This is a genomic window from Streptomyces sp. NPDC001787, assembly GCF_040297465.1.
In the GTDB taxonomy this organism is placed as follows: domain Bacteria; phylum Actinomycetota; class Actinomycetes; order Streptomycetales; family Streptomycetaceae; genus Streptomyces.
The window spans coordinates 107,907-123,469 of sequence record NZ_JBEOZE010000017.1 but is presented as its reverse complement, the minus strand read 5'-3'; the positions used below and the strand labels follow the sequence as shown (position 1 = coordinate 123,469).

Genomic DNA, 15,563 nt, shown 5'->3' with positions numbered 1-15,563 from the left:
GTGTCCCGGCTCACGTCGCGGAGCCGGGCCCGCGCGCACGGTGGGCGGCGGCGGGCACCGGGTGCCCCCGCCCGCCGTGGGGCGCGCCGCCGTCTCAGCCGGGTGGCGGCTGTGATCCGACGAGCCACATCGAGAAGAACTGCGCCCCGCCGCCGTAGGCGTGGCCCAGTGCCTTCCTGGCCCCCTCCACCTGGTGTTCGCCGGCCCGCCCGCGTACCTGGAGGGCCGCCTCGGCGAAACGGATCATGCCGGATGCCCCGATCGGGTTGGTGGACAGGACTCCTCCCGAGGGATTCACCGGAAGGTCGCCGTCGAGTTCGGTGACGCCGGACTCGGTGAGCTTCCAGCCCTCGCCCTCGGCGGCGAAGCCGAGGTTCTCCAGCCACATCGGTTCGTACCAGGAGAACGGCACGTACATCTCGACGGCGTCGATCTCCCGGCGCGGGTCGGTGATCCCGGCCTGCCGGTACACATCGGCGGCGCAGTCCTTCCCGGCCCGCGGCGAGACGAAGTCCTTGCCCGCGAAGAGAGTCGGCTCGCTGCGCATGGCACCGCCGTGCACCCAGGCGGGCGGGTGCGGGGAGCGGGCCGCGCCGTCGCGGTCGGTGAGGACCATGGCGCAGGCGCCGTCGGAGGACGGACAGGTCTCGGAGTAGCGGATGGGGTCCCAGAGCATCGGCGCGGCCTGGACCTTCTCCAGGGTGATGCCGGGGTCGTGGATGTGCGCGTACGGGTTCTTCAGCGCGTTGCGCCGGTCCTTGTACGCGACGAGGGAGCCAACCGTGTCGGGGGCGCCGCTGCGGCGCATGTACGCGCGCACGTGCGGGGCGAAGAAGCCGCCCGCACCGGCCAGCAGCGGCTGCTGGAACGGGATCGGCAGCGAGAGGCCCCACATGGCGTTGGACTCGGACTGCTTCTCGAACGCGAGGGTCAGTACGGTCCGGTGGACACGGGCGGCCACCAGACTGGCGGCGACCAGCGCGGTGGATCCGCCGACCGATCCGGCGGTGTGGACGCGGAGCATCGGTTTGCCGACGGCGCCGAGCGCGTCCGCGAGGTAGAGCTCCGGCATCATCACCCCCTCGAAGAAGTCGGGGGCCTTGCCGATGACCACGGCGTCGATGTCCGCCCAGGTCAGCCCGGCGTCGGCGAGGGCGGCCACGGCGGCCTCCCGGACGAGCCCGGCGATGGAGACATCGTGCCGGGCGGAGACGTGCTTGGTCTGGCCGATGCCGACGACGGCCACGGGCTCCTTAGGCATGAGCGCTCTCCCCTTCCAGGACGGCGACCAGATTCTGTTGCAGGCAGGGTCCGGAGGTGGCGTGGGCGAGGGCCCGGTCGGACTCCCCCCGGTGGATCCGGGCGGCGGCCTCCCCGAGCCGGACCAGACCCGCGGCCATCATCGGGTTGGCGGCGAGGGCCCCGCCCGAGGGGTTGACGCTGACCTCGTCCCCCAGCCCGAGCGCCGCGCGGAGCACGACTTCCTGGGAGGTGAAGGGGGCGTGCAGCTCGGCGGTGTCGACCGGCCGGTCGAAGGCACCGGCGCGTTCGGCGGCGAGCCGGGTGGAGGGCGAGTCGGTCAGGTCGCGGACGCCGAGGCCGTGGGCCTCGATCCGGTGGTCGATGCCCCGGATCCAGGCGGGGCGCGCGCACAGGGCGCGGGCGGTGTCCCCGACGGCGAGGACCACGGCCGCGGCACCGTCGCCCACGGGCGGGCAGTCGCCGGTCCGCAGCGGCGCCACCGCCCGGCGGCCCGCCGGAACGTCCCCGCTGAGCTGGGCGTACGGGTTGGCCGAGGCGGCGGTGCGGCTGCGGGCGGCGATCACGGCCAGGCCCTGTTCGTCGGTGGCGCCCGCGTCGATGAGCGCCTGCGCCTGGAGGGCGGCGAGAGCCACGGAGTCCGGCCAGAGCGGGGCCACGTAGTACGGGTCGAGCTGCCGGGTCAGGACATCGCGGACCTCGCCCGGCGAGGACTTGCCGTACGCGTAGACCAGGGCGGTGTCCGCCTCACCGGTCTGCAGTTTCACCCAGGCCTCGTACAGCGCCCAGGCTCCGTCCATCTCCACATGCGACTCGGAGATCGGCGGGTACGCGCCGACACCGTCGAGCGCCATGGTGAAGGAGAAGGCCCGGCCCGCCAGGTAGTCGCTGGAGCCGGAACAGGTGAAGCCGATGTCGCTCGCCTTCAGGCCGGTCGTGCCGAGGACCTCGTGCAGGACGGGCATCAGCATGTCGACTTCGGAGAGTTCGTCGGTGCGCCGCCGGTGCGCGGTCTGCGCGAAGGCCACGATCGCCACGTCTCGCATCTACAGCAGCTCCTTGTACGTGTCGTAGTCGGCGTCGGGCTCTCCGGTGGGCCGGTAGTGGTCGGGGTACCGGCCGCCCTCGGTCCAGACCGGTTCGACGCGCAGCCCCATCCGCACCTGGTCGTAGGGGATGCCGGCGATCCGGCCGTGCAGCGCGAGGTCGGCGCCGTCCAGGGCGATATGGGCGTAGACGTACGGCACCTCGATGCCGAGGTTCGCCGTGTGGGCGGCCTTGATGTTGACGACGCAGTACGTGGTCACGGTGCCGCGCGGGCCGACCTCGACCGGCTCCGCGGTGGCGATGCCGCAGGTGGGGCAGGCGCCGCGGGGCGGCACGTACACCTTGCGGCAGGACGGACAGCGCTCGCCGACGGTGCGCCGCTCGGCGAGGGCGTTGATGTACGCGCTCTGGGCGCGGCCGGGGGTGTAGGTGTAGTCGAGCCGGGCGGGGGTGACGATGGTGGTGACCGGGTCGCTGAACTCGCCGCTGTGCCGGACGGGCCGGCCGGTGTCCGCGTCCCCTTCGTACGGTTCGAAGCAGGCGATGTCGGTGATCGCGCCGGTGCGCCCCGCCGCCCAGCGGACGCGGACCCGCATCCCGGTGCGTACGGCCTCGGGGCCCGGGGCGTCCAGGACGTGGAGCAGCGCGGTGTCGGCGCCGTCGAGCCGGACCAGGACCCAGGCGAACGGGGTGTCCAGGGGCTGGTCGCGGCGCGGTTCGGGGTTCCAGGCCCAGGTGGTGACGGTGCCGGTGGCGGCGACCTCGACGAGTTCGCGGAGCTCCTCGGCGGTGACGGGGTCGTACTCGACGGGCGGTACGAGGACCTTTCCGTCGCCGGTCCGCACGCCGAGCACGGTCCGCTCGCGCAGTCCGGTGAGGAAGGCGCTCTGCACGGGGCCGAGCGAGCGGGTGAAGGGGAATTCGACCACCAGCGGTGCGCTGAGGACTTCGGGCACGGTTGTCTCCTTGGCTCAGGCGCGCCGGTAGACGGGCGGGCGCTTCTCGGCGAAGGCGCGGGCGCCCTCCTTGGCGTCCGCGGTGTCGAAGACCGGCCAGCCGCGGGCGAGTTCGGCCGCGAGGCCGTCGGTCTCGGTCAGCTCTGCGCTCTCGTAGACGGAGGCCTTGACCGCCTCCACGGCGAGCGGTCCGCAGGCGTTGATCCGTTCGGCGATCTCCAGCGCCTTCTCCAGCGCGGTGCCGTCGGGCACCACATGACCGACGAGTCCGACGCGGGCGGCCTCCTCGGCGCTGTACGGACGGCCGGTGAGCAGCATTTCGAGGGCGTGGGTCCGGGCGATCTGACGTGGCAGCCGTACGGTCGAGCCGCCGATGGGGAAGAGTCCGCGCCGGACCTCGAACAGTCCGAAGGTGGCGCCCGCTCCGGCGACGCGGATGTCGGTGCCCTGGAGGATCTCGGTGCCGCCCGCGACGCAGTACCCCTCGACGGCGGCGATCACCGGTTTGCGGGGGCGGTGGTGGCGCAGCATCGCCTTCCAGTGCAGGTCGGGGTCGGCCTTCAGCCGGTCCCGGTACTCCTCGCCCGCCATTCCCCCGCCCGCCAGGGCCTTGAGGTCCATGCCCGCGCAGAAGGAGCCCCCCGCGCCGGTGAGCACGACCGAGCGGACCGAGTCGTCCGCGTCCGCGGCGAGCCAGCCGTCGTACAGGCCGACCAGCATCGGCAGCGAGAGTGCGTTCTTCGCCTCCGGCCTGTTCAGGGTGAGCACCAGCGTGGCGCCCTCGCGCCGCGTCCCGAGATGTTCCGTACCGCCCATTGCCTGCCTCCGTCTCCAGATTCAGAACAGGTTGCAGTAGGCGGGTGCTCAGTTCAATAGTTTTCTGACACTCAGTCAGATTTCTTCGGCGGCCCCCCTTCCCACTTGTGCCGCTCGGCGCTCTAATGACCGCCGAGCCACTCAGCACCCCCGGGGTCAGGAGGAACGGTGGAGTACAACCTTGCCGACCTGTTCGAGTCGGTCGTCGATGTGGTCCCGGACCGCGAGGCGCTCGTCTACGTCGACCATCCGGGTACGGGGGCCGAGCGCCGGCTCACCTACGCGGAGCTGGACGCCGCCGCCAACCGGATCGCCCACCATCTGGCCGGCGCGGGCATCCGGCCCGGCGAGCACCTGGGACTGCACCTCTACAACGGCGTCGAGTACCTCCAGACGGTGCTGGCCTGTCTCAAGGCCCGCATCGTTCCGGTCAACGTCAACTACCGGTACGTGGAGGAGGAACTGGTCTACCTCTACCGCGACGCGGATCTGGCGGCCCTGGTCTTCGACGCCGAGTTCGGCGAGCGGGTCGCGGCAGCCGCCCCGCAGGCCGCCGAACTGCGGCATCTCCTGCGGGTGGGGACACCGGCCGCGCACTCCCCGGGGCCGGAAGCCGTGGCGTTCACGGACGCCGAGGCCTCCGGGTCCCCCGCGCGCGGCTTCGCGCCGCGCTCCGGCGACGACCAGTTCATCATCTACACCGGCGGCACGACGGGCATGCCCAAGGGGGTGATGTGGCGCCAGGAGGACCTGTTCTTCTCCGGCCTCGGCGGCGGCGCACCGACCGGCGAGCCGGTGAAGTCCCCGCAGGAGCTGGCCGAGCGGGTGGCGGCGGGCGGTGACGGGATCACCTTCTTCCCCACTCCCCCGCTGATGCACGGCACCTCCACGCTCACCGCGTTCATCGGCTTCAACTTCGGCCAGCGGATCGTCGTCCACCGCAAGTTCGTGCCGGACGAGGTGCTCCGTACGATCGAGAAGGAGAAGGTCACCAGCGTGTCGCTGGTCGGCGACGCGATGCTCCGGCCGTTGATCGACTCGCTCGGGGGGCCGCTCAGGGGGACGGACTGCTCGTCGCTGTTCTCCGTCTCCAGCTCGGGGGCGATCATGTCCGACTCGGTGCGGGCGGAGTTCCAGGCACTGGTGCCGACGGTGATGCTGCTCAACAACTTCGGCTCGTCCGAATCCGGCTTCAACGGCACGGCGACGGCCGATTCGGGCCCGGACCGGGGGTTCCGGCTCCAGGTCAACTCCCGTACGGCGGTGGTCGATCCGGTGACGTACGAGCCGGTGGCCCCCGGCGAGCCGGGGCGGATCGCCCAGCGCGGACACGTACCGCTGGGCTACTACAACGACCCGGGCAAGACGGCGGAGACCTTCTTCCGCAGGGGCGAGGAGCGGTGGGTCCTGCTCGGCGACATGGCGACGGTCGACGAGGACGGCATCGTCACCGTGCTCGGACGCGGGTCGCAGTGCATCAACACCGGGGGCGAGAAGGTCTACCCGGAGGAGGTCGAGCAGGCGCTCAAGGCCCATCCGGATGTGTACGACGTCCTGGTCGCCGGGGTGCCGGACGAGCGGTGGGGCAACCGGGTGGCGGCGGTGCTCCAGCTGCGCGAGGGGGCCGCCCCGCTGGACCTCGCGGCGGTGCAGGCGCACTGCCGCACCCGGCTGGCGGGCTACAAGATCCCCCGCACCGCCGTCTTCACCGACCGGATCCAGCGCTCGCCCAGCGGGAAGGCCGACTACCGGTGGGCCCGCTCGGTGGTCGCCGCGCGCCCCGGCGCACCGGACTGAGCGGACCGGGCCCGCGCGGGGGCGGGACGGGCGCCGGACCGGGCCCGGGTGGGCCATTCAGGGACGTGGTGTATCCATCCGCTCACCCTGTGTGGCAGGGGTGGGTGATCCCCCATAGCTTCGGCTCATGAGAACAAAACACCTCACATGCCTGGCGGGTATCGCCGCCATCGCGGCGTCCGGACTGGCCACGGCCGTCCCCTCCGCCGCCGCCCCCACCGCGGGCCACGTCGTCCGTCCCGGCGAGTCCATCCAGAAGGCCGTGGACGCCGCGCAGCCGGGTGACACGGTCCTCGTCCTGCCCGGCACCTACCGGGAGAGCGTGCTGATCACCAAGCCGGACCTGACCCTGGCCGGGTCCGGGGACAGGACCGTGATCCTGCCCGGGACGGCCGACGGGAAGACCGCCAACGCCTGCGCGAAGGGCGGCAACGGCATCTGTGTCCTGGGCACGAAGGCCAAGACGGTGGACGGAGTCCGCATCCGCTCGCTGACCGTGTCGGGCTTCGCCAAGAGCGGCATCTGGGCCTCCTGGACCGACCGGCTCAGCGTCCACAAGGTGACGTCCGAGAAGAACGGCACCTGGGGCATCGCCCAGGAGAGGTCCACCCGGGGCGCGTTCCGGCACAACACCGCCCGCGACAACGGCGACGCCGGCGTCTTCGTCGCGAACACGGTCGACGAGGAGGACGGGGCCACCGACACCCTGGGCACGGACATCCGCGACAACAGGCTGACCGGCAACCGCATCGGTGTCACCGCCCGCCGGGTCAGGAATCTCGCGATCGACGACAACACCATGACCGGCAACTGCAGCGGTGTGTTCGTCGTGGGAGACGAGTCGAAGCCGAAGGCCGGCGCGATGACCGTCCAGGACAACCGCATCGTCGAGAACAACAAGTTCTGCCCCGAGACCCCCCGGCTGTCGGCCATCCAGGGCACCGGAATCGTCCTCACCGGCAGCGAGGACACCGTCGTCCGCGACAACGTGGTCGAGAACAACGTGGGCGCCACACCGCTGTCCGGCGGCATCGTGCTGTTCAAGAGCTTCGTGGGCGCCCCCAACACCGGCAACTCCATCAGCGACAACGTCGTACGGGGCAATCAGCCGGCCGACCTCGCCGACCGGGACACCGGAACGGGCAACACCTTCGCCCGCAATCAGTGCGGGACGTCCGAGCCCGCGGGGATGTGCTGAGGCGTGTCCCCCCGTACAAGGAGAATCGAGGCGGAATGACCACCGTGAGCCCCACCCCGGCGCCCACCCCCGCCACCCCCTCCCCGGGACGGACCGACGTCCCCGGCCCGCCCCCGGCCATGCGGCTGCGGGAGCTCGTCTTCGGGGCCGCCTGTGCCGCGGCCGTCCGCGCCGCCGCCCGGCTGGGCGTCGCCGACGCGCTCGGTGAATCGCCCGCCACCGCGGCGGAGCTCGCGAAGGTGGTGAACACCGAGCCCGTACCGCTGCGGCGGCTGCTCCGGGCCCTGTGCTGCTACGGGATCTTCAGCGAGCGGGAGGACGGGACGTTCGTCCACACGGAGATGTCCCGGCTGCTGCGCGAGGACGATCCGAACAGCCTGCGGTACATCTCCCTGTGGTGTACCGAGCCCTGGACCTGGAAGGTGTGGCCGCAGCTCGACGACGCCGTGCGGTCGGGCGCGAGCGTCTTCCCCGAGACGTTCGGCAAGGGGTTCTTCGACTACCTCCACCAGGACGCGGCCGAGTCGGCCCAGGTCTTCAACCGCGCCATGACCACCTCCAGCAGGCAGTCCGCGCTGGATGTCGCCGAACTGCTCGACCTGACCGGGGTGTCCGTGGTCGCCGACATCGGTGGCGGCCAGGGTCATGTGCTCGCCAGTCTGCTGGACAAGCACCCGGAGGTCCGCGGCACCCTGCTGGACCTGCCGGGCGTGGTGGCGAGGGCCGATGCCCGGCTGCGCGACGGCGGCGACCTCGCCGGGCGGGCGGACATCGTCGCCGGGGACTGCCGGCAGAGCATCCCCGTCGAGGCGGATCTCTACATCATCAAGAACATCCTCGAATGGGATGACGAGAGCACCCGCCGGACCCTGCGCAATGTGGTCGCGGCGGCCCGGCCGGGCGCCCGGGTCGTGATCATCGAGAACCTCGTCGACGACACCCCGTCGATGAGGTTCACCACCGCCATGGACCTGCTGCTGCTGCTCAACGTCGGCGGCGCGAAGCACTCCAGGGACAGTCTGGTCGGCCGGCTGTCGGAGGCCGGACTGGCCGTCGGCGAGATCCGGCCGGTCAACGCGTATCTGCACGCCTTCGAATGCGTCGTCCCCGGGTGAGACAGGCCCGGTGACCAGCTTGTGGGACCCGCCCCCGGGCGGGTCCCACAGGTGATCGCCCCGGATCCGGTGTGTGCCGGATCCGGGGCGATCGCCTGTCTCAGCGGGCGCTGTCGCGCTGCCACCGGTAGAACTCGTGGGCCATCGCGTCCTTGGGACCACGCCAGGTCTGCGGGTCGTAGGGGCTGACGAAGGCGGTGAGCCGGTCGCTGAGGCTCTTGAACTCCGGGTGCTCCGTCACCTTGGCGATCTCCGGGCCCGGCGGCCGGTCGGACTCGATCAGATGCATGTAGACGTCGCCGAACTGGAACAGCGTGCGCCGGCTGACCCCGACGAGGTGCGGCAGTTCGGTGGTGTCCGAGGCGGAGAAAAGCTCCGCGATGTCCGGCGCCGAACCCGGCGCCATCCGGGCGACGATCAGTGCGTGGTGCATCGAAGGTGCCTTTCCGCCGGATCAGTCGGCCGTGACCGAGGCGGCGCGGCGCTCCCGGTCCCGCTGCTCGATCTTGTCCCGGATGAGTTCCATCTGGACGCGGGAGTTGCGGTTGATGTTCGCGGTCATCCACTCGTCGTCGACCGGTGCGTCGGGGCGCATCGCGAAGTCCTGCTTCCAGTGCATCCTCGTACCGCCGGGGACCTCCGAGTACTCCCAGCGGATGTTCATGTGCTGGAAGGGGCCCGGCTCGACGCGGCGGGCCGAGACGCTGCGCGAGGCCCGGTCCGTGGTCCGCTCCGAGACCCAGCTCCAGACCTTGCCGTTGTCGTCGGGGTGCATCGTCAGCCGGAACGTCGTCGTCTCGCCCTGCCGCTCGATCACCTCGACCTCCGCGTACTCGCTGAACAGCCGCGGCCATTCCTCCAGGTTGTTCGTCACGTCCCAGACGAGGTCCAGGGGGGCGGCGATGGTGATGTCGTTCTCGGTGTGTCCGGACACTTTCAGGCTCCTGTCACGAGGCTGCTGTTGACGAGGTCGAGGAACTCGCGGGGCGACTTGCACTTGTCCGCGTCGGCCGGCAGCGGTACGCCGTACCGGTTCTCCAGGACGGCGACGATGCCGAGGAGTCCGAGCGAGTCGAGACCGAACTCGTCGAACACGGAGGCCGGCCGGCTCTCCATCTCCAGCGGATCGACGCTGACTCCGGCGCCGTTCTTCATCAGCGTGGCGAGTTCCTCATAGGTGAGTTGAGCGGTCATGGGGGTTTCTCCTTCTCACAGGGGGGTGCCGGGGAGATACCGCAGCACCAGCGCCGCGTTCGATCCCATGAGCCCCCGGCTCAGCACGAGCGCCGTACGCAGTTCCGCGGGGCGCGCGCGGCCGGTGACCACATCGAGGTCGTGGCACACGTCGAAGACGTTCGGGGTGGGCGGGATCAGGCCGTGCTCCATGGCGAGTACGGCGGCGGCGGTGTCCAGCACCGGCGCACCGCAGTAGGCGCGGCCGGTACCGGTCTTGGGCGCCGTCACCGGCACCCGCCGTCCGTGCGCGCCCAGGGCGTCGGCCAGGGCGAGCGCCTCGGCCCGGTCGGCCGCCGGGACACCGAGCGCGTCCGCGAAGACGACGTCGATCTCCTCGGGCGCGCAGCGCGCCTCCGCGAGCGCGCCGCCGATCGCCCGCGCCAGCCCGCCCCGGGACTCCTCCCACCGGGATGCCCCGGTGAACGTCGCGGCGTGACCGGCCAGTTCGGCCCGGCCCCGGACCCCGCGGGCGAGGGCCGCCGCCTCGTCCTCGACCACGAGCATGGCGCCGCCCTCGGCGGGCACGAACCCGCAGGCGTCCGCGGTGAACGGGCGGTAGGCGCGCGCCGGGTCGTCGCAGGTGCTGAGGTCCTCGTACCCGAGCTGGCAGACGACCGAGTACGGGGCCAGAGGGGCCTCGGCCGCGCCGACCACCACGGCGTCGGTGCCGCGCCGCACGGACCGGGCGGCGTGCATGAGGGCGTCCAGTCCGCCGGCCTCGTCGCTGGCCACGACGGCGCACGGCCCCTTGAACCCGCCGCGGATCGAGATCTGCCCGGTGCTGGCGGCGTAGAACCAGGCGATCGACTGGTAGGGGCCGACGTAACGGGATCCCTGACCCCACAGCCGTTGCAGCTCACGCTGGCCGAACTCGCCGCCGCCGGACCCGGCGGCCGTCACCACGCCCACGCCGTACGGAGCGTCCTCGTAGTCGGCCCGGCCGAGCCGGGCGTCGTCCAGGGCGAGGTCGGCCGCGGCCATCGCGTAGTGCGTGAAGCGGTCGGTCTGCACCAGGAACCGCTCCTCGATGAGGGCCACCGGGTCGAAGTCACGGACCTCGCCGGCGACCCGGAGCGGCAGGTGCCCGCAGCCCTCGCGCGACACCGCGTCCAGGACGCTCACCCCCTCCTGGGTCTGTTTCCAGAAGGCTCCGGCGCCCGTCCCGTTGGGGGCGACGACGCCGATGCCGGTGATGACCGGCCGCCGTTCTTGCGGGGTTCTCATGGGGTCCTCCCTCCGGGCCGGGTCAGGGCGACGGCGGACTGGAATCCGCCGAAGCCACTGCCGACCGAGAGAACGCTGCGCAGCTTCAGGGGGCGCGCGACGCGGGGCACGTAGTCGAGGTCGCACTCGGGGTCCGGCGTCTCGTAGTTCGCCGTCGGGGGCACCGTCTGATGGATCAGCGCCAGCACGCAGGCCGCGATCTCTATCGCCCCGATGGCGCCGAGCGAGTGGCCGACCATGGACTTGATCGAGCTCATCGGCACCTTGTAGGCGTGCCGGCCCAGCGCCCGCTTCACCGCGGCCGTCTCGTGCCGGTCGTTCTGCTTGGTGCCCGAGCCGTGCGCGTTGACGTAGTCGATCCGCGTGGCGTCGATACGGGCGTGGCCGAGGGCGGCGTCGATGGCACGGGCCATCTCCAGGCCCTCGGGGGTCAGCCCGGTCATGTGGTAGGCGTTGCCGAAGGTGGCGTAACCCACGATCTCGCAGTGCACGGTGGCGCCGCGGGCGCGGGCGTGCTCCAGATCCTCCAGGACGAGCACGGCTCCGCCCTCGCCCATGACGAAGCCGTCCCGGCCCGCGTCGAACGGCCGGGAGGCGTGCTCCGGGTCGTCGTTGTTGGCGGAGGTCGCCTTGATGGCGTCGAAGCAGGCCACCGTGATGGGGGTGATCGGCGAGTCGGACGCCCCGGCGAGGCAGACGTCGACGCGGCCCTCCTCGACGGCGTGGAAGGCGTAGCCGATCGCGTCGAGGCCGGAGGTGCAGCCCGTCGAGACGGTCTGCACCGGGCCGTGCGCGCCGACCTGTTCGGCGACCGCGGAGGCCAGGGTGCTGGGCGAGAAGGCCCGTTCCAGGTGGCGTCCGGCCGGGCGGTGGTCCACGTCCCAGCGGGCGCCGCTCCCGCTGACGGCGACGTAGTCGTGTTCGAGACGGGTGGTGCCGCCGACCGCGGTGCCCATGGAGACCCCGATCCGCCAGGGGTCCTCCTTCTCCGGGTCGATCCCGGCGTCACCGAGTGCTTCCGCCGCGGCCACCAGCGCGAACTGGACGTACCGGTCGGAGCGGGCGATCAGTTCCTCGTCCAGGCCGTGCGCGGCCGGGTCGAAGTCGCACTCGGCGGCTATCCGGGAGCGGAAGCCGGCCGGGTCGAAGAGCGTGATGCCGCGCGTCGCGGTACGGCCCGCCGCCAGAAGGTCCCAGAAGGCCGGTGCGCCGATGCCGCCGGGCGCGACCACTCCGACTCCGGTGACCGCCACACGCCGGTTCACGAAGCCGCCCCGGTTCGTTCTGGCGGCGCTCCCCGCTCCTGGGTCCCACCGCTCTCCGCGCCGGTCTCCTCGGTGTCCACGTGCCCGAGCTCCGGGCGCGGGGCGAGCGGGCCGAGGTGGAAGACCATGCGCGCCTCCACATCGCCCACGTTGCGGAAACGGTGGCGTACGTGCGGCGGGATCAGCAGGCCCTGGTCGGGCCGCATGGAGTACGGCTCGCCGTCGAGGTCCACCTCCAGGCGGCCCTGCACGACGTACACGAACTCCTCGGAGTACGGGTGGTAGTGCTCGCCGATGCGCTCCCCCGGCTGGACCAGGGCCAGGCCCATGAAGCCGCTGGTGGCGCCCACCGCCGTGGGTGTGAGCATGGCGCGCAGATCTCCTCCGCGCCTGCGGTTGGGCTGAGTCTCGCCGAGGTCGACGATGCGGGGCCGGAACGTGGTCATTCTGCTCTCCTCCAGGCGCGTTGTACGTGATGGCCGACGGCGTCGGACGGTGGTCCGAGCGCCGCGGGTGCGCGGTGCCGGGGGCACGGTGCGCGGGTGCCGGTGCGCGGATCAGGACTCCGTGGCCCGCCGGTCGGTGATCAGGCGCATCTCGGACTGGGCGAGGAAGCGCGCGGCCTCCTGATCGGTCGTCGGCAGGCCGTTCGCGCCGCCGGCCAGGAGGCGCCCCAGCACGGCCGCCTTGCGGTGGCCGTCGATCCCGAGCGCCTGCGCGGGCCGCGCGTCGAGCGGGCCGCCCACCTCCAGCAGCCGGACGACGACGTCGTCGCGCTGGAAGATGGTGCTGCTGTCGATGGGGCTCTCCGGGTTGTCGGCGGCCTCCTCGTCCTGTCCCGCCAGCAGCCGGGCCAGCGCCATGCCGCACCCTTCCTTCGCCTGGTAGAACAGCGCGTGCCGCTTGACGTCCTCGGGCTTCTGCCGGCCGGCCGTCACATGGTGGACGGTCGGCAGGGCCGCCCGGGTGAAGAACATCCGGGCGGAGTCGGGATCGCCGAGGTCCCGGTCCTGCTCCAGATAGGGGTTGATCGCTTCCTCGACCGCCCTGACCTCGGGCTGGCGGGACACATGGCGCAGCGCGGCCAGCAGGTCGCCCTCGACCTCCACGGCCCGTACGACACGGTTGCCGTGCATGAAGAGGGAGGTGCGGCGCAGCCGGGTGTTCTCGTCGACGCGCGCCTTCGGGGAGTCGTAGTCGGCCAGGATCTTGGCGACCGCCTCCTCGCTGCCGGGCTTCACGGTGAACGTGAGGGCGTGGCGCACCACTCCGTCGCCGAGGCGGGGAGCGGACTGGAGCCGGCCCTTGACCGGCTCCGGGGCGGCCACGAAGGTCTTGCCCGTCTCGCGCAGAATGCTGAAGCGCAGGGACCTGGTGTCGCGTACGCAGCCGTGCAGCGGCTGGACCGTCTCGACGTGCTCCTCGCTGTTCACCCAGGCGAGGAAGGGCGGTGCGCTCTCCCATTCGCTGGTGATGAGCCACTGCGAGGGGTTCTCGATGGACTGGCACAGCTGGTCGCTGATGTGTCCGGGGACGGATGCCACCTGGTTGCGCAGGTGCTCGTACGCCTCCAGGAACTGCTTCTGAGCTCCGTCGTGCAGGTCCAGCAGCAGCACGACGCGGAGCCTGGAGCCGTCGAAGGCGGACTGCGATATCCGTTCCGAGAGGGTCGTCATCTTTCGCTCTCCTTCAAGACGGTGCGGCGGCCACGTCCGTGGCCCTTCGTCAACCGTCGGATTCCGGTGGAGTTCACAGCGGGGACTCGCCCGACCGCATGTGTGCCGTCCGCCCCCCACAACGCGGGCATCGTTCCCTCACTGATCGTGGAACGCTGGTACGGCTGGTGCGAGATTAATGAACCGTTCAGGTGAGCCGACGTCCGAACCGCTCCCGGCAAGGGCATGGACACTGCGTCCGCACGGCGTCCGAGCTGGAGCAGCAGATGAACGAGAACGTCGACCTCCGCGTACCTGTCCTCATCGTGGGCGGCTCCCTGGTGGGCCTGTCCGCCTCACTCTTCCTGGGCCGCCTCGGCGTCGAGCATCTGCTGGTCGAGAAACACGCGGCCACCTCGACCCATCCCCGGGGGCGGGGCAACAACGTGCGCACGATGGAGGTCTTCCGGGTCGCCGGCGCGGAGCCGCTGATCAGGGACGCCGCCTCGGTCCTCGCCGGCAACCACGGCATCCTCCAGGCGTTCTCGCTGACCGGCGACGACCAGGAATGGCTGTTCAAGGAGATCGACCCCGGTGGCGCGCTCGCGCGCTTCAGCCCGAGCGGCTGGTGCCTGTGCAGTCAGAACGACCTGGAACCGGTCCTGTTGGAGCACGCCCGCGAGCAGGGCGGTGATGTGCGGTTCTCCCACGAGCTGATGTCCTTCTCCCAGGACGGCTCGGGGGTCACCGCGGTGGTGAAGAACCGCGAGAGCGGTGAACACAGGACCGTGCGCGCCGACTACGTCATCGCGGCCGACGGGCCGCGCAGCCCGATCCGGGAGCAGTTGCGTATCGGCCAGTCGGGTCCCGGTGACCTCTTCCACAACGTGAGCATCACCTTCCGGTCCCGGCAGCTCGCGGCGGTGGTCGGTGACCGGCGCTTCATCGTGTGCTACCTGACCAACCCCGAGGCGGACGGGGCGCTGCTGCCCGTGGACAACGAGGAGAGCTGGGTCTTCCACGCCCCCTGGCAGCCCGACCGGGGCGAGACGCTGGAGGACTTCACCGACGAGCGGTGCGCCGAGCACATCCGCCGGGCGGTGGGCGCACCCGGGCTCGATGTGGAGATCACCGGAAAGGCCCCGTGGCACGCCGCCGAGCGGGTGGCCGAGCGGTACGGGTCCGGCCGGGTCTTCCTCGCCGGGGACTCCGCCCATGAGATGTCCCCCACCGGCGCGTTCGGCTCGAACACCGGCATCCAGGACGCGCACAACCTCGCGTGGAAGCTGGCCGCGGTGCTCAGCGGCGCGGCGGGCCCCGGTCTGCTCGACACCTACGAGGCGGAGCGTCTTCCCGTGGCGAGGGCGACCAGCGCACGTGCTTCGGCCCGCTCCGGCGAGCACAGCCACCCCGGCTATGTCCCCGCACCGGAGGCCGGGGGTCCGGGGGGTCCCGGCGGTGCGGGGGGCCCCGGCGGTCCGGGGGGCGGGCGGAAGGGCGGGATGCTGCCGGTGGTGCTGGGCTACCGCTACGTCCACGGTGCCGTGCTGGGGGTGGACCCCGGGGTCGCGGTGGTTCCGGACGGCATGCGGCTGACCGGCGAACCGGGTTCCCGCGCACCGCATCTGTGGGTACACCGGTCCGGCGAACGCGTGTCCACACTTGATCTGTACGAACGGTCCTTCGTGCTGCTCAGCGATGCCGGGGACACGCGATGGCGGAGCGCGGCGGAGCGGGTCGCCGGCCGGCTGTCGGTCCGCCTGGACGCCTTCGGCATCGGCGCGGCACCGGGCTCCGCCCTGGAGACCGAGGAGGGCACCGACTGGGCCGGGGCGCACGGCGTCACCGCCGAAGGCGCCGTTCTCGTACGCCCCGACGGCTTCGTGGCGTGGCGGTCGACGGGCTCCGTCGCCGACCCGGAGGCGACCCTGCACGAGGCCCTGTCCCGCGTGCTCCACCGGGACTGACACGCACGGCCGGCCGGGACGGTGATC

The 15,563-nt window shown here is 71.8% G+C and carries 15 protein-coding genes; 4 read left to right on the top strand and 11 right to left on the bottom strand.

The window, feature by feature from the left end; translation table 11 throughout:
• Window positions 1-94: 94 nt before the first annotated feature.
• From ABT170_RS23240 to ABT170_RS23225, 4 genes are read right to left on the bottom strand one after another with little or no spacing between them, the layout of a single operon-like run.
• A complete protein-coding gene (locus ABT170_RS23240) occupies window positions 95-1,261 on the bottom strand; it encodes a thiolase family protein (protein WP_329945065.1) in 1,167 nt (388 codons plus the stop codon).
• Complete coding sequence (locus ABT170_RS23235) at window positions 1,254-2,306, bottom strand: thiolase family protein (protein ID WP_351870329.1); 1,053 nt, start codon at window positions 2,304-2,306, stop codon at window positions 1,254-1,256. The genes ABT170_RS23240 and ABT170_RS23235 overlap by 8 nt, the downstream gene beginning before the upstream one ends.
• Window positions 2,307-3,263: a Zn-ribbon domain-containing OB-fold protein gene (locus ABT170_RS23230; RefSeq protein WP_329945067.1), complete on the bottom strand. Its 957-nt coding sequence runs from the start codon at window positions 3,261-3,263 to the stop codon at window positions 2,307-2,309. It abuts the gene before it with no gap.
• Window positions 3,264-3,278: 15 nt separating this feature from the next.
• Window positions 3,279-4,079, bottom strand: a complete 801-nt coding sequence (locus tag ABT170_RS23225) for a crotonase/enoyl-CoA hydratase family protein (protein ID WP_266928703.1) — start codon at window positions 4,077-4,079, stop codon at window positions 3,279-3,281.
• 168 nt (window positions 4,080-4,247) lie between these two features.
• Between ABT170_RS23225 and ABT170_RS23220 the strand changes: the two genes are divergently transcribed.
• The 3 genes from ABT170_RS23220 to ABT170_RS23210 all read left to right on the top strand — a co-directional run bounded on the left by ABT170_RS23220 (window position 4,248) and on the right by ABT170_RS23210 (window position 8,189).
• Window positions 4,248-5,876, top strand: coding sequence for an acyl-CoA synthetase (locus ABT170_RS23220; RefSeq protein WP_329945068.1), 1,629 nt, complete (start codon window positions 4,248-4,250; stop codon window positions 5,874-5,876).
• Between the two features lie 127 nt (window positions 5,877-6,003).
• A complete protein-coding gene (locus tag ABT170_RS23215) occupies window positions 6,004-7,074 on the top strand; it encodes a right-handed parallel beta-helix repeat-containing protein (RefSeq protein WP_351870324.1) in 1,071 nt (356 codons plus the stop codon).
• A gap of 35 nt (window positions 7,075-7,109) precedes the next feature.
• Window positions 7,110-8,189, top strand: a complete 1,080-nt coding sequence (locus tag ABT170_RS23210) for a methyltransferase (protein ID WP_329945070.1) — start codon at window positions 7,110-7,112, stop codon at window positions 8,187-8,189.
• A gap of 100 nt (window positions 8,190-8,289) precedes the next feature.
• On the opposite strand, the gene ABT170_RS23205 is transcribed toward ABT170_RS23210, so the two are convergent.
• The 7 genes from ABT170_RS23205 to ABT170_RS23175 form a co-directional block, all read right to left on the bottom strand.
• Entirely contained in the window at window positions 8,290-8,622 is a 333-nt protein-coding gene (locus ABT170_RS23205) for a TcmI family type II polyketide cyclase (protein WP_329945071.1), read from the bottom strand.
• A gap of 21 nt (window positions 8,623-8,643) precedes the next feature.
• Window positions 8,644-9,123: an SRPBCC family protein gene (locus ABT170_RS23200; RefSeq protein ID WP_329945072.1), complete on the bottom strand. Its 480-nt coding sequence runs from the start codon at window positions 9,121-9,123 to the stop codon at window positions 8,644-8,646.
• A gap of 2 nt (window positions 9,124-9,125) precedes the next feature.
• Window positions 9,126-9,383, bottom strand: coding sequence for an acyl carrier protein (locus ABT170_RS23195; protein WP_329945073.1), 258 nt, complete (start codon window positions 9,381-9,383; stop codon window positions 9,126-9,128).
• Between the two features lie 15 nt (window positions 9,384-9,398).
• Window positions 9,399-10,649, bottom strand: coding sequence for a beta-ketoacyl synthase N-terminal-like domain-containing protein (locus ABT170_RS23190; RefSeq protein WP_351870319.1), 1,251 nt, complete (start codon window positions 10,647-10,649; stop codon window positions 9,399-9,401).
• Window positions 10,646-11,914 (bottom strand): beta-ketoacyl-[acyl-carrier-protein] synthase family protein, encoded by a 1,269-nt coding sequence (locus tag ABT170_RS23185; RefSeq protein WP_329945075.1) that lies wholly within the window; start codon window positions 11,912-11,914, stop codon window positions 10,646-10,648. Before ABT170_RS23185 ends, ABT170_RS23190 begins: the two co-directional genes overlap by 4 nt.
• Window positions 11,911-12,360 carry a cupin domain-containing protein gene (locus ABT170_RS23180; protein WP_266928712.1) on the bottom strand — a complete coding sequence of 150 codons (450 nt, stop codon included), beginning with the start codon at window positions 12,358-12,360 and terminating at the stop codon, window positions 11,911-11,913. The genes ABT170_RS23185 and ABT170_RS23180 overlap by 4 nt, the downstream gene beginning before the upstream one ends.
• 111 nt (window positions 12,361-12,471) lie before the next feature.
• Window positions 12,472-13,590, bottom strand: a complete 1,119-nt coding sequence (locus ABT170_RS23175) for a TcmI family type II polyketide cyclase (protein WP_329945076.1) — start codon at window positions 13,588-13,590, stop codon at window positions 12,472-12,474.
• 266 nt (window positions 13,591-13,856) lie between these two features.
• On the opposite strand from ABT170_RS23175, the gene ABT170_RS23170 reads away from it, so the two are divergent.
• On the top strand, window positions 13,857-15,536 hold the full coding sequence (locus tag ABT170_RS23170) for an FAD-dependent oxidoreductase (protein WP_351870314.1): 1,680 nt from the start codon (window positions 13,857-13,859) through the stop codon (window positions 15,534-15,536).
• The last annotated feature ends 27 nt before the right edge of the window (window positions 15,537-15,563 follow it).

Excerpts from the sequence above, each read along its gene's own strand:
- ABT170_RS23225 (WP_266928703.1), bottom strand. The coding sequence starts at position 4,079 with ATGGGCGGTACGGAACATCTCGGGACGCGGCGCGAGGGCGCCACGCTG.
- ABT170_RS23190 (WP_351870319.1), bottom strand. The coding sequence starts at position 10,649 with ATGAGAACCCCGCAAGAACGGCGGCCGGTCATCACCGGCATCGGCGTC.
- ABT170_RS23195 (WP_329945073.1), bottom strand. The coding sequence starts at position 9,383 with ATGACCGCTCAACTCACCTATGAGGAACTCGCCACGCTGATGAAGAAC.
- ABT170_RS23210 (WP_329945070.1), top strand. The coding sequence starts at position 7,110 with ATGACCACCGTGAGCCCCACCCCGGCGCCCACCCCCGCCACCCCCTCC.
- ABT170_RS23170 (WP_351870314.1), top strand. The coding sequence starts at position 13,857 with ATGAACGAGAACGTCGACCTCCGCGTACCTGTCCTCATCGTGGGCGGC.
- ABT170_RS23215 (WP_351870324.1), top strand. The coding sequence starts at position 6,004 with ATGAGAACAAAACACCTCACATGCCTGGCGGGTATCGCCGCCATCGCG.
- ABT170_RS23240 (WP_329945065.1), bottom strand. The coding sequence starts at position 1,261 with ATGCCTAAGGAGCCCGTGGCCGTCGTCGGCATCGGCCAGACCAAGCAC.
- ABT170_RS23205 (WP_329945071.1), bottom strand. The coding sequence starts at position 8,622 with ATGCACCACGCACTGATCGTCGCCCGGATGGCGCCGGGTTCGGCGCCG.
- ABT170_RS23180 (WP_266928712.1), bottom strand. The coding sequence starts at position 12,360 with ATGACCACGTTCCGGCCCCGCATCGTCGACCTCGGCGAGACTCAGCCC.
- ABT170_RS23175 (WP_329945076.1), bottom strand. The coding sequence starts at position 13,590 with ATGACGACCCTCTCGGAACGGATATCGCAGTCCGCCTTCGACGGCTCC.
- ABT170_RS23235 (WP_351870329.1), bottom strand. The coding sequence starts at position 2,306 with ATGCGAGACGTGGCGATCGTGGCCTTCGCGCAGACCGCGCACCGGCGG.